General features: G+C 46.2%; 12 protein-coding genes. 3 read left to right on the top strand and 9 right to left on the bottom strand.

All coding sequences use genetic code 11. The features are described 5' to 3' along the window. Positions 1-272: 272 nt before the first annotated feature. The 4 genes from E7588_10000 to E7588_10015 all read right to left on the bottom strand — a co-directional run bounded on the left by E7588_10000 (position 273) and on the right by E7588_10015 (position 7,127). Positions 273-1,037 carry a helix-turn-helix domain-containing protein gene (locus tag E7588_10000; protein MBE6689584.1) on the bottom strand — a complete coding sequence of 255 codons (765 nt, stop codon included), beginning with the start codon at positions 1,035-1,037 and terminating at the stop codon, positions 273-275. Positions 1,038-1,175: 138 nt separating this feature from the next. Then, positions 1,176-4,031, bottom strand: coding sequence for a glycoside hydrolase family 2 (locus tag E7588_10005; protein MBE6689585.1), 2,856 nt, complete (start codon positions 4,029-4,031; stop codon positions 1,176-1,178). Positions 4,032-4,201: 170 nt separating this feature from the next. Further along, positions 4,202-4,918, bottom strand: a complete 717-nt coding sequence (locus tag E7588_10010) for a peptidase S14 (GenBank protein ID MBE6689586.1) — start codon at positions 4,916-4,918, stop codon at positions 4,202-4,204. Beyond that, positions 4,902-7,127: a hypothetical protein gene (locus E7588_10015; GenBank protein ID MBE6689587.1), complete on the bottom strand. Its 2,226-nt coding sequence runs from the start codon at positions 7,125-7,127 to the stop codon at positions 4,902-4,904. Before E7588_10015 ends, E7588_10010 begins: the two co-directional genes overlap by 17 nt. A gap of 260 nt (positions 7,128-7,387) precedes the next feature. On the opposite strand from E7588_10015, the gene E7588_10020 reads away from it, so the two are divergent. The 3 genes from E7588_10020 (at position 7,388) to E7588_10030 (ending at position 11,367) form a co-directional block, all read left to right on the top strand. After that, positions 7,388-7,783: a four helix bundle protein gene (locus tag E7588_10020; GenBank protein ID MBE6689588.1), complete on the top strand. Its 396-nt coding sequence runs from the start codon at positions 7,388-7,390 to the stop codon at positions 7,781-7,783. 32 nt (positions 7,784-7,815) lie between these two features. Further along, complete coding sequence (locus E7588_10025; protein ID MBE6689589.1) at positions 7,816-8,223, top strand: hypothetical protein; 408 nt, start codon at positions 7,816-7,818, stop codon at positions 8,221-8,223. 126 nt (positions 8,224-8,349) lie between these two features. Beyond that, positions 8,350-11,367, top strand: coding sequence for an alpha-mannosidase (locus tag E7588_10030; protein ID MBE6689590.1), 3,018 nt, complete (start codon positions 8,350-8,352; stop codon positions 11,365-11,367). A gap of 115 nt (positions 11,368-11,482) precedes the next feature. Here the strand turns inward: E7588_10030 and E7588_10035 are convergent, their stop codons facing one another. From E7588_10035 to E7588_10055, 5 genes are read right to left on the bottom strand one after another with little or no spacing between them, the layout of a single operon-like run. Continuing rightward, entirely contained in the window at positions 11,483-12,619 is a 1,137-nt protein-coding gene (locus E7588_10035) for a hypothetical protein (protein ID MBE6689591.1), read from the bottom strand. 12 nt (positions 12,620-12,631) lie between these two features. After that, positions 12,632-14,401 carry a hypothetical protein gene (locus E7588_10040; GenBank protein MBE6689592.1) on the bottom strand — a complete coding sequence of 590 codons (1,770 nt, stop codon included), beginning with the start codon at positions 14,399-14,401 and terminating at the stop codon, positions 12,632-12,634. Between the two features lie 13 nt (positions 14,402-14,414). After that, complete coding sequence (locus E7588_10045; GenBank protein MBE6689593.1) at positions 14,415-14,813, bottom strand: hypothetical protein; 399 nt, start codon at positions 14,811-14,813, stop codon at positions 14,415-14,417. Beyond that, positions 14,810-15,259, bottom strand: a complete 450-nt coding sequence (locus E7588_10050) for a phage holin family protein (GenBank protein MBE6689594.1) — start codon at positions 15,257-15,259, stop codon at positions 14,810-14,812. Before E7588_10050 ends, E7588_10045 begins: the two co-directional genes overlap by 4 nt. A 39-nt stretch (positions 15,260-15,298) precedes the next feature. Beyond that, the gene (locus E7588_10055) at positions 15,299-16,132 is read right to left on the bottom strand and encodes a hypothetical protein (GenBank protein MBE6689595.1); all 834 of its coding nucleotides are present in this window, start codon (positions 16,130-16,132) and stop codon (positions 15,299-15,301) included. Between the last annotated feature and the right edge of the window lie 5 nt (positions 16,133-16,137).

Raw genomic sequence — 16,137 nt, forward strand, 5'->3', positions numbered from 1 at the left:
AATCTTGCGATTTCAGTGTTATTTTATTCGCCATAAACTGCCGGAGGCAATATCATCACTGCGAAGCAATAAAACTCGCCGTAAGGCGAATAAAACTGCCCAAGTGTCCTTGAGAACACTTGGGCAATTCTCCTGCATTTTTTAATTGCGAATTGTAGAGTAAAGTGTATTGCGGATTACTTACCCTGCGGCGTAAGCGCCGAGCCGATTCGCGAATGTACCTCGCGTGATAATTATAGTTTAAACTCCCGCGTTATAGGTACGCGGATTACTTATCCTGCAATTATACTGCTTCCCAGAACCTTGCCGACAACTCTGAGGTCGTCGCTTTCCAGAACCTCTATTGGCAGGTACTTGGGGTTTATGGAGGTAAGAAGGCATTTGCCGTTTCTGAAATCCAGCTTTTTGCAAAGGCTTTCGCCGTTGAGTACAAAAATTCCCGTACTGCCTATGTCCACCGTTTCAAGACGCTGAACCCATACAACGCAGTTGTTCTTTATGGCAGGCTCCATACTGTCACCGCTGATACGGACACCGAAGTCCGCATTGTGCGGTACATCGTCGCCACGGTCATAGTAGCTGAAATCGTCATCGCCGAACGGTAACGATTCACCTGCCGCCGCAGGGGAGCTGTAAACGGGTATTCTGTTTTCCTTTAGGCTTACGAAGGAACGCTTCATAACGGATTTTTCCCTTTCCTGAGTGTAGTCTATCTGCTGCTTTACAACCGCATTGACAGTGGCGGCTCCGCGCTTGTCCAGAAGGCGGAAGTTGTTGATAAGCTCGGTTTCGTTCTCCGAGATGTACACCGGATTTTCGTTGCGGAAGGCTTCGCCCACATTGTCGAACACCAGATACTCAACTGAAACCCCCAGCTTTTTGGCGATAGAATAAATAGTTTTAAGCTTTTCGGTATCAGTATCTCTTTTCAGCATGCTGTCCAGCGTGGTGTAGGGAATATCAGCCGCCTTGGCAAGCTGTGCCTTGGTTATGCCTTTCTCCTTAAGAAGTGCGTTTACCTTTTTGTTAAAACTCATTTTGTTGCTCCCGCAATTTTTAAATTTCGGATTTGCGGGGGGTTAAAATTCCGCAAAATCGCGATAAAATTGTTTTGTACATATATTTTATCACAAATTTACGTAAAAGTAAACACTAAATTATAGATTTTAGTAAAATTATTTTGTCCCAATCGTAAACGAAAAATTAATATTTTTCTCTTCGATACGGTACTGCTCCATCAGCTCAGGACCGCAGCTGCGCGAACCGATTCCGCGTCCGCGGTAGTCTACACGCACGATGGTGTTACCGCTCTTTTTCAGCTCGTCTGTATGCTTAGCCGCATCAAGAGCGTGGGAGGTGTAGCGTGAAACGTTGAATTCAAAGCCGTTTTCGCTTGTGAATTCAAGCCCGCTTTCCATTCTGAGAAGTGTTGTGTTTATGTGGTTACCGTGCTCCTGAGGCATGATGTAGTTTACATACTCTTTGTCCGCATCGGAGGAATAAAGACCCATTTTGCAGTAGCGGTGCAGGTCGCAGTAGTTTTCGCCGTCGCCCATACCGAAGTAGGTAAATGCGCTGTCCTTTTCGGGCAGAACGAATTCAAAGCCCACACGGGGCAGGTCATGGTAATTTTCATTGACCTTTCCGTCAAAGTCCACCTTTATTTCGCCGTTGTCAAAGAAGGTATAGCTTACTGTATAACGAATCGCGGGATGGCGTGACATACCTGCCAAGGACATATTGCAGGTGAGCTTGTTGTTCTCAAGCGAAATATCATAAACCTTGTTTGCGGTCTTGTCGTAACGCATATCGTACCAGGTGTTTTTGATAACTCTCTCGTTGTCGGTGGGGGCGCGCCAGATACTCAGAAAATGCTTGCCCGACAACAGCTCTCTGCCGTTGCGTACCATTGAAGTGAATGCTCCGTAATGAACATTAAAGGCATAGGTGAAGCCGTCACCCTCAATATATATAAATTCGCCCTCATCACGGAAGGTGAGTTTTTCGCATGTGCCCTGAGGCATTGTTTCCACGGGTACATCCAGCTTGTGCTGGTCGAAAGCGATTTCATTTTCGCCGTCCATAAGGTAAATGTTGGCATAACAGCCCAGTTTACAGCTGTCCGGCACACTCAGGGGCAGCAGCGTTCCGAAGCTTCTGTGAGGCTTTACGTCCATTTTCATAGTGCCCTCTTCGGTGACAATGCCGTCGCAGACAAGCTCGTATTTGATGTCAAACTTGTTGAGGTTTATAAAGTCGTAAAGGTTCATTACCGTCAGAACGTCGTTCTGCAACCAGGTTTTCATGCCCTGATAAGCCTTTTTGACTTCGTAGGAGCCTGCCTTGAAGCTTCTGTCATGGAATACCATGCCGTCACAGCAGAAGTTACCGTCGTGAGTTAATTCCCCGAAGTCTCCGCCGTATTTCGCCACACCGTTTTCGATAACGGTATGGTCTGCCCATTCCCATACGCATCCGCCGATAAGATTGGGATACTGATAGAATAAATCCCAGTAATCGCATATATCGCCGGGTCCGTTGCCCATGGCATGTGCATATTCGCACAGGAAGAAAGGACGGGGGTCATGGGAGCGCTCGGCTATTTTACGGCATTCGTCAATACTTGTGTACATGGCGCTGATAACATCCACACGGGGGTTGTTGATGTCAACGCGTTTTTCATCATCGGTATGTCTTAGGTTTGCTCTTTCGTAATGTACAAGACGGGTGGAATCAAAATCGTGTGTCCAGTCAGCCATTACGTCATGATTCCTGCCGTAGCCCGCCTCGTTGCCCATGGACCACATTATGACACAGGCGTGGTTCTTGTCGCGTTGCACCATGCGTATCATTCTTTCCAGCATTGCATCCTTCCAGTCTGGATTGTTGACTATCCACATGCCGTCCTCGTTGTCAACGTCGTAGCCGTTGAAGCCGCCGTAACGACATATAAAGCCATGGGTTTCTATATCCGCCTCGTCAACCACATAAAAGCCCATCTCGTCACACAGCTCTATAAAATAGGGTGTGGGGGGATAGTGGGAGGTGCGCACAGTGTTGATATTCAGCTTTTTCATTTGCTCAAGGTCAAATCTCAAATCCTCGTCGCTCATGGTATAGCCCTTTTGAGGATGAGTGTCGTGATGGTTAACGCCCTTGAGCTTGACACTTTTGCCGTTTATGAGAAGCTCGCCCTTGCGGTTGGTGGAAACGGTACGCATACCAACTCTCTGGGGGATGTATTCATCGCCTTTTTTGACTATTACTGTGTACAATTCAGGTGTTTCGGCAGTCCACAGACGGGGATTTTCGGGAGTGAAGCTGTCAAGCTGTGTGTCGCCGTCAAACAGCATTATTTCACCCTCTGCCTCGACTTTGATTTCGGTAAGGTCGGCGGTTATGCGTATGTCGCGCAGGGCGTCCTTGCAACGGTGAAGCAGATATACATCGCGGAAAATGCCGTTGAAGCGGAAAAAGTCCTGGTCCTCAAGATAGCTTCCGCAGCACCATTTGAGCACCTTTACGATTATTTCGTTTTTGCCCTCGGATACATATTCGGTTATATTGAACTCGGCGGGTATGTGCGAGCCCTGTGAACAGCCGGCGTAACTGCCGTTGACATAAAGGTACAGACAGGACGAAACGCCCTCGAACATGATATATGTATCTCTCTGTGCGTTTTCGGCGGAAAGGATAAACTCCTTATGATAAACTCCGCAGGGAACGTCATCGGGAAGATAGGGCGGGTCTACGGGGTAGGGATAGTTGACGTTGGTGTACTGGGGCTTGTCATAGCCGTGCATCTGCCAGCAGGAGGGCACGGGGATTTTGTCCCAATCATCCTCGTGAAGCATGACGTCCGCCTCGCGCTCGTAGTAGCGGAAGTCCCACTCACCGTTTAAGAGTGTATAGTATTTTGAAGTGTTTTTGTCTCCCTTAAGAGCCTTTTCCAATGATTCGTAGGGGATATAATGTGCTCTTGGGGGCATACGGTTTTCACTGATAAGGGAAAGGTCCTCGAAATATCTCATGGCGATAGCTCCTTAATGTTTGTTATTATAGCTCTATTTTATCATTGTTTTTGCGTTTTGTAAATAGAAAACGGAAAAATACTGCGAAATTCACAGTTGAAAACGGAAAAATAATGCGCAATTCACAGTTAATGAAGAAAACTGCGGACATTGTCCGCAGTTTTCCACTATTATTTAAGATTTTCCTTGCTCATTCTCCTCAACTCGCTCAGCGCATCCGAAAGGCTTCCGATGGCATCTATAAGACCGATATTTACCGCTGTATCTCCGTCGATAATGCTTCCCACATCAGTTGTCATTTCGTCGGTGCACATCATAAGGTCGGAAAGGGTCTTGTTGTCCGCACGGGAATGGTCGGTAATAAAGTTGAGTATCCTTTCCTGCATTTTCTGAAAGTAGGAAAACTGTTGCGGTACGCCTATTACAAGCCCGTTGAGCCGTACGGGATGAAGTGTCATGGTGGCGGATTTTACGATAAATGACTTTTTCGCCGATACCGCAAGGGGTATTCCGATGGAATGGCCGCCCCCCAATACCAGCGAAACAGTGGGCTTGGTCATGCCCGCTATCATTTCAGCCAGAGCAAGTCCTGCCTCGACGTCGCCCCCGACGGTGTTGAGAACAATGAGAAGCCCGTCAATGTCGGGGCTTTCCTCTACCGCTACAAGCTGAGGGATAATATGCTCATACTTTGTGGCTTTTGCCTGGGGCGGGCAGGCGGTGTGACCCTCTATCTGACCTGCCACTGTCATGCAGTGTATGGCAATATCACTGCTTTTTGTTATTATCCCTCCGCTTTCGCTGATATTTGAGAGCTGTACCGAACGGCTTTTTTCCTGCTGTAATTCTTCATCTTCCTGTATGTCGTTTTTAAAGCTGTTCATCATCGCTGTTATACAGCCTCCTTTCGGCTTCAAAAGAAATTTCCCGCGCCGCCTCGGTGCTTACTGCCTCGGCAATAATGCGAAAACCACCCGTTCGCTTGGGAATTATAAGCGCCCGTCCTCCGCGGAATATAAGCTGAGCACCCTCGGTGTCGGGAGAGGGGTCGTTGGTTATACGCTTCATAACAGCGGCTTTCTTTTCTTCCTCGTATTCTATATCTCTCATATTTCGAGAGAAAGGAGGAAGTGCTTTGAATGCTTCGCTCAGCTTTTTAAGGTCAAATTCCATTTCGCTCAGCACCTGGCATATCTGCATTGCGGCAAAGCACATGTCGCGGAAAATAAGCTGGGGAATGTCTGCCGCAAGACTTCGTGCGGCAAGGTCGGGGCTTCCTGTGGGGGTGGAAAGATAACGGTACACCCTGCCGCCGCGGTTGTGAATTATTTCGTCCAGAATGGCAGGTGAGGTGTAGGGAATGGCAATGTTGTGGTATTCAGGTGTTTTATGGTACACCAGATAGGCGCGTATATGCTCAAAATCTGCTTTCAGATACCCGTCTGCATACAGCTTCAGGTCATTATCTGTAATTTCAAATAAAAGCTTGTGACGGTTTTTTCCGTTTTGCATTGCACTTTCGGAATAAAGCTGTACCTGTGCCCCCAGTATATTCAGAGCCTCGGCAAGAAGTCCCCCTGCGGGTGTGTCGGACACACCGCAGCTCAGCCCTTTCATATTTGCTTTGCCACGTATGAGATTAGTGATATAAAGCTCCCGAAGCCCCGAAATAACGATGGGCTTGCAGGTGTTTTTGCCGTATTTCACTCCGCTTTCAAAATTCTTTTTTATGCTTCTTTCGGTTTCGCCCGTCAGCGACAGCGAATCCCGTCCGGCAGTGTAGATTTGTACCGAATCGGCACCTGTTTCAACATAAAGCATTATATCCTGACGGTAGCACATAGCCGCATGGCAGGAAAGCGTACGGCTTCCCTCACCGAAATCCAGAGCAGTACCGCCTGCATGGCAGATACCGCCCATAAGGCAGTTTTTAACCAGTGCGGACACTGCTCCGCCGTTCTCTTCAGCCATGACGCCTACGCGGTCCCCTTCCTTTATAACGCACGCCGCGCCCAGTGCAAAGCATCTTTCGGGAGAAAGAGTGTCCTTTATACTTCCCGAAATGCCGTTTTCAGAAAATACAGCGGTATTTTCACCGCCGTGAATAATATCTTTCATTACAATACTCCCTTCGGGTATTTTTATGTCGGCGTATATTTTAACGCCCTTTTTTATCGTGCAGTTGTCACCGATAACACAGCCTGCACCTATAACGGCACCGCTTTGAACCGTGACATTGTCACCCAGCTTGGCACCGCGGCATACTATACAGCCCTCAAGATTGCTGTTTTTGCCTACTGTGACGTCGTTGTGAAGTATGCTGTCCCGTACAGTGCCGTGGATAACGCAGCTTGTACCGATTATACATCCGTCATCGGTGCGGATATCTTGTATACCGTTTACCTTGCCCTGCGCCGCATCAAAGCAACATCTGTAATAGTCCTTTATGCTTCCGATATCGCACCAGTAGCCCTCTGCCTCAAAGCCGTAAAGGCTTTTGCCCGTGATAAGCGGGAAAAGGTCTTTTGCAAAGTCAAAGGGTACCCCGTCGGGTATAAGACTTAACACCGCGGGGCTTATAATGTATATTCCCGTATTGACACAGCCCGAAAAAACCTGGCTCCAGTCGGGCTTTTCTATAAAGCGGGTTATACCGCCGTCCTCACGGCAAAGCGCCATGCCGTATTCCAGAGGCACGGTGCGGTGGGTGAGTATAACGGTACATCCCGCGTTTTTTTTACGGTGGAAGGCTATGGCATCGGAAAGGTCGAAATCACAGATGCAGTCGCCGCTTATTACAATAAAATCCTCATCGAAATCCCTTGCCGCTCTTTTAACACTTCCCGCAGTGCCCAGAGGTGTGCTTTCACGCAGATAGTTAAGCTCCACGCCCTCAAAAAAACGTCCCGTTTTTTCTATTTCCTCCGCCAGATACATGGTGGTTACAGCCGCCTGCGTTACGCCTTGACGTGCCAGAAGCCGTATAATGCGGTGAAGTGCGGGCTGATTCATTACAGGTACCATGGGCTTGGGAATATCACAAGTCAGGGGACGGAGTCTTTCGCCTTTTCCCCCTGCCATTATTACCGCTTTCATAAAATCACTTCCTTTGAAAATATTTTACACGTGCGGTCGGATTTTATACCGCGGCAACATTAAATTGATATTGACGGGTATATTTTTTTATGATATAATGAGTTTAATCTCCGATTAAACTCAGCGATATAAATTCCTTGCGGAATCTGCGATATGTACTTTGTACGCGATATATCCTGCGGATGCGATATATCCCTTCGGGATGTGACCGGGAATTTATATCATATCGCAACCGAACAAAGTGAGGTTATATCGCATTTGTGAAGCAAATATATCGCACGAGCGTAAGCGAGTATATCGCCAGAGAGGTTATGATGAACGATAAAACTATTAAGGAATTAGCTGTTGAATTGACCGTAGAAATAACCGCAATATGCGATGGTATTAAAGGCAGAGGAGTGTTTACAAATCAACTTTTACGGTCGTGTTCTTCGATAGGTGCCAATTCTCATGAAGCAAAATATGCACAGAGTAAAGCGGATTTTATAAATAAATTAGAAATTGCACTCAAAGAATGTTTTGAAACCGAATACTGGTTGGAAATTTTATTCAAGGTTAATGCAATAGATAAGACGGTGTACGATAATTTGAACAACAAATGCGGAACAATTCGCAGAATGCTTATAGCTTCTGTAACTACTGCAAAGAAAAAATAACAAGATTGCCTGAAGTTACGAGGTGAATTCGAGTGGACTATGTAGTAATATCGAACACGGAAGAAAGAATTATAAAATTCGGGTTGTCGGAAGTGGAAAGATATAAAACAGGAGAAGATACTGATGACGATCCATGGTGGAATGTACACGTTATTGTTAAAAAGCCCGGAATCAACTATGATCTTGCAGCTGAATCCATGACAAAAACAGAACTTTTGGAATTAGCCGAAATGATTGATAAAACTAAAAAATATGGCATAAATAATGACGAAACGATATATTTTACGGAACCGGATTATAGCTTTATTCTTTCCGGGTGGAGAGGTATATTGGGAATCAACATAAGGAATACAGACAGTTTAAATATATGGTTAACAAGAGAAAATCTGGACGATATTGCTAATTATATACGTGACAGTATTAAAAATGTTCGCAAATGAATTGATTAAACTCAGCGATATAAATTCCTTGCGGAATCTGCGATACACCATAATTATTCATCAATTCAAAGCCCGTCATGGATACAGCTCACGTGACGTGACGAAAAATATATAAGGAGGCACACTATGGCATTTTACAGAGAGAAAATAAAAGTTACACTGCAAAATCTCAATGCTGCCATGGATAAAACGGTAATTGACGTAAAGCCCGTAAAATTCATTTCCTGCGGATATGAGGAGCCTGTTTTGCCCGAGGTAACTGCCGAATGGAAGGAATATACCGGAGGTACGGAATTTTACGGCGATGACAGACATTTCTGGATAAATTGCAGGTTTACCTCTCCGGCGGCTGAGGACGGAAAGCAGTTAATTCTGTTTTTCAATACTGCCGTTTCGGGCTGGGATGCCAGAAATCCCCAGGGACTTTTGTACCTCAACGGCGAGGTGGTGCAGGGACTTGACGTAAATCACACCTGGGTTGAAATTCAGCCCGACACATATTATGACATGATGGTGTACTTCTACACAGGTACGCAGGATGCAAAAAGCCATGTTTCCGTAACCGTTGCACAGCGTGATATTGAAGTCAAGGAGCTTTATTATGATATGCTGGTTCCGCTTGAAACGGTACAGCTGTTCTCCAATGACGACCCTAACAGCGTAATTCCCCTTGCGGAGCTGGAAAAGGCGGCAAATCTTCTGGATTTTCGCAGAGCCGACAGCCCTGAGTTCCATGCGGGTGTAAAGGCGGCAAGGGAATACCTTAAAAAGAACTACTATAATGCCCTGTGCGGCAAAAATACCAACACCGTTCACTGCGTAGGTCACACCCACATTGACGTGGCATGGCTGTGGACACTGGCGCAGACCAAGGAAAAGACACAGCGTTCCTTTTCCACTGTTCTCAATCTAATGAACAGCTACCCCGAGTATATATTCATGTCCAGCCAGCCTCAGCTTTATAAATACTTCAAAAAGTATCAGCCCAAAAAGTACGAGGAGCTCAAACAGCGTGTCCGCGAGGGCAGGTGGGAGGTTGAGGGTGCAATGTGGCTGGAAGCTGACTGCAATCTCACCTCGGGCGAAAGCTTTGTGAGACAGATAATGTTCGGCAAACGCTTTATGAAAGAGGAGTTCGGTGTCGACAGCAGGGTACTGTGGCTTCCGGATGTGTTCGGATATTCAGCGGCACTGCCTCAGATACTCAAAAAATCGGGTGTTGATAAATTCGTAACCTCCAAAATCTCCTGGAGCGAAACCAACAAAATGCCGTATGACACCTTCATGTGGGAGGGTATAGACGGTACCGAGATATTCACGCAGTTTATGACCGCCCAGAATAAGGGCACGGGTAATTTTACCACTTATGTGGCATATACTACCCCCAGCCAGGTCTATGGCTCATATGACCGCTATCAGCAAAAGGAATACTCCGACCACACGCTTATAACCTTCGGCCATGGCGACGGTGGCGGCGGTCCCACTCCTTTAATGCTGGAATATCAGCGCAGACTTGCCTACGGTCTGCCGGGTCTGGGCAAAACCCGTATAACCACCTCAACCGAGTATCTTAACGAGGTGGAAAAGCAGTTTACCGCCAACTGCAAAAAGCTCAAGAGAACCCCCGAATGGAAGGGAGAGCTGTATCTCGAGTTCCATCGCGGAACCTACACCTCCATAGCCAAGAACAAGAAGAACAACCGAAAATGCGAGCTTCTTCTGCAGAAAGCCGAGGCACTGAGTGCTGCGGATAAGGTTCTTCTGGGCGGAAGCTATCCTCAAAATGAAATTAATGATGCCTGGGAAACAGTGCTTCTCAATCAGTTCCATGATATTCTGCCGGGCTCATCCATCAAAGAGGTATATGATGACTGCGATGCTCAGTACGCCGCTGTAAAGAAAACGGGCGATAGTATTGTAGAAAGCAAGCTTTCACGCATCGCACACAACGTAAACACTGACGGCGGATTGCTGGTGTATAACCCTTTGTGGTTTGAGACCGACGGATTTATCAGGGTTGACGGAAAAACCGTGAGCACGGGAAAAATTCCCGCTTTCGGCTGGAAGATAATAACCCCGGAACATACCGAATGTAAAATCAAGGCGACCGAAAAACGCATTGAGAATAAATATTACGTAATAAAGCTTGATAAAAACGGTCAGATAGCTTCTCTGTACGATAAAAAGAACAAGCGCGAGGTACTCAAAAAAGGTCAGGTTGCCAACCGTCTTGAGTTGTATGAGGACTACCCCCGCCAGTACGATGCATGGGAAATCACCGATTACTATAAACAGAAAATGTGGGTAATTGACGATGTCAAGAGTATTACACCCTTTGCCGACGGAGAGTGCGGAGGAGTTGAGATAGTAAGACGGTATTCAAACTCTCTTATATCTCAGCGTATTGTGCTTTACAACAGTAATCCCCGAATCGATTTTGTAACGGATATTGACTGGAAAGAGGATCATGTTCTGCTTAAAGCCGCTTTTCCGTTTGATATCCATGCCAATAAGGCAACCTATGACATCCAGTTTGGTTCTCTCGAGAGAAACACACACTCAAATACCTCCTGGGATGCGGCAAAATTTGAGGTTTGCGGCCATAAGTGGGCGGATATTTCCGAGGATGGCTACGGTGTGTCTCTGATGAACGACTGCAAGTACGGCTACTCTGCCGAAGGAAGCACCCTGAAGCTTTCGCTTCTGAAGTGCGCCACCTGGCCTAACCCCGATGCGGATAAGGAAAAACACAGCTTCACCTATTCGCTTTTCCCCCATGCAGGTGATTTCAGGCGTGCAGGTACAATCCGTCAGGCGTACATGCTGAATGTCCCCTTTGAAAGTATAGCCGTTAATAAAAATGAAAAAGGAACACTTCCCGAAAGTTACAGCGCTGTTTCCTGCGATAAGGACAATGTGGTTATCGAAACCGTCAAAAAAGCAGAGGACAGTGACCACACCGTTGTCCGTATGTACGATGCCTTTGACCGCCGTGAAAACGTGACGCTGAAATTCGGATTTGATATAACCGAGGCGGTACTGTGCGACCTTATGGAAAATGACATTGTTCCGCTCAAGGTAAAGAATAACACCGTTACTCTGCCCGTCAAGAATTTTGAAATAGTCACAATAAAGGTTAAGTAAAGCGTATATAATAAACTCCCGAAACTGAAACTCCCAAAACGAAAACTCCCGAAACGGAATTTTCCGTTTCGGGAGTTTTCCTTAATTGCGCATTGCGAATTGCGCATTGCGAATTTTATTTTATGATTCCTCTTGACCTTGCACAAATCTCCAGAAGCTGTCGATAGCCTTTGTCGATACGTTCATCCTCCAGTAATGCATTTACTCTTTTTTCAAAGTCGGCAGGTATTATAAACACTTCGCCGTCCTGCTTGTTCATACCGTTGCCCTTGATCATGTTGTCAAGGAATTTGTCGGGTGTTACGTCAGGTACTATGAAGCCCTGTGCATTTACGGCATAGCCGAAATCGTACTTTATGTCATCTGCATGGGAGCCGGACTTAGTGTACTTCATGTCGTATTCCTGCTTTTCTCTTTCAAGCTCAAGATACTGAGCCTTTATGTAGTTTTCATTCTGTATCTGTGACTTTTTAAGGTCGGCTTCTCGCTGTGAAAGGTTGTTTTCAAAGCTCTGCTGATTCTTTGAGTCCTGATACTTCTGCATATCAAAATTGTAGTCTCGGTCGTTTTCGTATATGTCTCTTGCAATGGCTCTTTCGGCGCGGTCGTCCTCAATGGCGTCACGGTTTACGTCGTAAAGGTATTGGGTGTTCCATCTGCGGTCGCTTTCGGCATCGCGTTCCTTTTTGTATTCCTGCTCCGCCTGCCATTTGGCGTTGTCACTTTCAAACTGTCTGTTCTTGTGGTAATCATTAACCGAGTCGCGGGAAGCATTGTAGTTAAATTCCTTTTCCCATCGGCTGTCGGAAATATCATCGCGGGATTTTTGGTATTCCATTTGTGCTTCAAGACGATCAGCTTCATTCTGTGCGTTAAGCATGTCCTTTTGAACAGCTGACATGGCGGCATAACGCTGTGCGTTAAGCTCGTTGAGCTTTGATGCCTCGTCGTTGCCAAGCGATGTTAATGCGCCCATGTATGCCATATCGGAAAGTATGGAGCTTTGTATGGATTCTCCTGATTTGGAAAGCCCCTTTTGAGCCAGCTGAGCGGAGGTGTTTGCTTGGGATATCTTTGACTGCGCACTCAGCTGTGAGCGCTGAAGCTGATATCGGCTCTGAAGCTCTTTGGCGGCGCTGTCGTACATTTCCCCTATCTGACTTATGACCTGAAGGTACTTTTTGCCGATTTTATCGCGTTGCGAGGTTTTACCGCCCACGGAATTCAGGTAAATATCTTTGGAATATGTCATTTTTTCTCCTTTCTATATATGGGTGTATCTGCCGTTAAGACTGATACGGTTTATGTGTATTTTTGAAAGACTTGTGCTGTCCTTAATCATAAGCTTTATGTGTTGGAATCTCTTTGTTCTCATGCGGTGCTTTATGATTTTTGCACTGCGCTTTGTTTCATGGGGGCTTTTGGGAACGGGAAGCTTTACACGGGTCATAACCGCATCGGTGTCACTGTCGTCGGTACAGCCTACACTGAGTGATGTGGTTTCGGCAGGCTGATAGGTTATTCCCAGATAATAAAGGTTTTTGTTACCGTGAAAATTTATATCCATATATCCCGACTGCCACTGACAGTCTATTGGTGCTCCGTTATCGTCAGCACCGCTTTCAAAAACAAAAAGCTTTCCGTCATTGTCGCAGAAATACAGGCTGTTTTTGTTATCTCTGAAAAAGGTGTGTGCAAAAATGTTGTCGTACATACAGAAAACATCCGCACGGTAGCGGTATATGTACACTTTCCCGTTGGGGAAATATATATACAACTCGCCACGGCTTTCAAAGTCATACATTTTGGCTTTTTCAAGCTCCTCTTCCAGTAACAGAGCATTAATGCGTGTGGAAACGGCGTGTGTGTTTCGCTCATCGCGCTGAGCAGTGGAAATCCATTTGTAAAGCCCGTCGTGACACAGTGTAACAGGTGCGTTCTCTATCAGTTTTGCCTGAGCATCGGGAAGTGACCCCTTGTTGTCCGAAATAGTACGCACGGGAAAGGAAAAATAGTTTCTGCCCAGTTCATCCGTTTTTTCCTCGATATAGGAAAGATACGCCGCGTTATCACAGAATATAAGCTGACGGTCATATTGGCGTATTATATCCCTTATGGGTGAGCCGTCGCCTATTCTGGTAAAGTTGTTTTCACCGAAATAAACCGCCGAGGGCATTCCGTCCGCCATTTCCGACCACATTCGCGCATCGGGATAGTCGGGATTGCCCCAAAGAAAGACTTTTGTATCATTTTCACCACCGTAAAACATACAGTAGCGGCAGTCTGTAATTTTCTTTTTGTTTTCATTTGCAAGCTTGTCGGATACAGAGTAACACACCTCAAGAACGTTTATTCCCTGGGGAATAGCCTCTCCGCTGTCCATATTGAAGCCGTTTGAAGAGGGGAAAAAGGTATACTTATCCGCGCTTATTATTTCTCCGTTGTACTTCAGCCAGTCTATTTTGACACAGTTTTCGTCTCCTATATAAAAGGTACGGCGCTCGTCCTCGTCTATTGTGTACTGCTTTCGTAACTTTCCTGTCAGCATATTTACCTGCTCAAAGGGCGTTCCGGCTCCCAGATAGTTACAGGAAACAGCCACCAGAGGAATGTAAGGCTCAATATCCGAAAATTCCTGTTTTTCTTCGTCATAAACCTGTATTTTTCCTCCTCCCCACAGATATACCTTCAGCCCGAATTTCATAAAAAAGCAGTTGTCGCTGTCAGCTACACTTCCGGCTTTTTTGAGATTTGCGCTGTCAAAGGGCAATGGGCAGGTGTAAATATCGGTGCCTGATGCTATAAACAGACGGGGGCTTTCGCCGTTGTCGGCAAACACCGCGCGTGTGCCGTCGGCAAAATCGTAAAGCTGTGTGTAACCGTCTCTCTTTTTTATGGAATATGTATCGGTAATTGTGAAATTTTTCATGTAAGGGCTTTCGCCTGCTTTCAGCGCTGTCTGGTCCGAATCGGGAACATTAAGCCCGGTAAAGCGTTCAATGGGATAGTAAAACAGCGCTTCCTTTTCAATCATATATCCACTCCTTTCAATATACGTCCTTTATGTTTTTTCTTTGTCCTCTTAAGTGCATTTTTTCAAGATTGTACACCGCATTTTCGTAAAGCATACGGAACTTTTCCGCACGTGACGGTTCTTCCTCCAGAAGCAACATAAATGCCAGACCGTACGGAAGAACACCGCGGCATAGGACGGAATGAAGTGTAATTTCGTCCTCAAGAGATTTTACACTCGGGGGATTGTCGTCGTCGATATTACAGCTTACTCCCTTTATGCGACAATCCAGCTCATACAGCGAAATGGTAAGTATACTCAGATAACCGGGTGCATTTTTCTCGAAATCTCCCGTGCTGTCGCAAAGCTCGCCGTTTTCATCACGCTCGTTTATAAGCTCCAGCGCAGCCTGATATATTTTTTGTGCCGTCATTCTTCTTCACCTCCCTCTTTTTCGATTTTCTCTTTGCAGACCCTTAGGAATTTTATTACAAATGCCGGAAGCGGCACAGAGCATTCGTACAGATTTTCAACTATCGATATAGCCTCACCCACTACAATGTAAAAGCCGATAAAGCTTGAGAATACCACACCGCCCGACATCACTGCATATTCCCCCGCACCCACAAGAGAGGGCAGTGCAAAATCAAGAAGTATACCCAGAAATAAGGCACTGATAAGGGCGAGCTTTTTCCATAATCCCTCAAAAGCGCGTCGGGAGCATATATCATGATGAAGCTTTGCCTTTATCAGCCCTGTGATAAAATCCAGCGTTGCAAAGGTAATAACCCATATCATCACGGGCATAAAACGGTCCAGCGCACACAAAAGACTTATCAGAGTGCCAAGTGCGGCGCAAAAAACATTTTTTAAATTCATTTGTTCTCCTTTTCAAAAAAAGGGGCTTGCGCCCCTTTTTTATATGTTGGCTTCCTGTACGGGGGTCAGATTGAGAAATACCATTTCGGTAGGGTACACAATCTTTGCGCCGTAAAGGTGCAGTCCCTTCACCGCATCGCCGTGGCGAAGCTCGGGCTCATAGGCGGTGACGGAGTTTATCTGTTCCGCAAAGGCAATAGCTCTGTTGGTACGCGCAATGCACTTGTAGGCATTGCCGTTTTTGGGAATGTTGTTGGAAACATATACGTCAAAGCCCATAAAGCTTCCCACATACCCCTTTGCGAGAACGTCGGTGTTGTCGGTAGAGCGAAGTACCTTGGAGAGCACCAGCTTCTGCTCTATTGCAGGGGATACCTCAAGGGAAATGGATGCGCTTGCAGGCACATTGTTTTCCATAAGCTTGAGTCTTGCATCCGCAAGAGTGGAAATAATGCTTTCGGAGGTTACCTCGTCGTTGGTGATGGTAGTTACATTTTCGTCACTCAGCGAATATATAAATCTGTCCGCCACATCGCTCAGGGCATCCGAAGCACGGCGCATGGCTTCTGTCATGATGTTGGGACGGCTCTGGGCGGCATCAACATCGTCAATGAAGAAGTTGAAGCCTTTAGCCTGGTCGATAATAAGAGTGCGCTCGTTATCGTTGAGTACCTCGGCCATGGGCATGTCGGTGTTTTTGGAATAGTCAAAAACCGTAATGGGACTGATACCGCAAATTTTTACACGGTCGCCCTGGCTTTTGATTTCGCCCTCGAACTCACGGCTGCACAGCTTTACGGCAACATAGTTCTTTTCAAGCTCCTTGTAAAGGGTTTCGCTCCATACGGTAGAAGTAAATTTGTTCAGTGACATAAGTT

This window comes from Oscillospiraceae bacterium, assembly GCA_015065085.1.
Taxonomy (GTDB): Bacteria; Bacillota; Clostridia; order Oscillospirales; family SIG627; genus SIG627.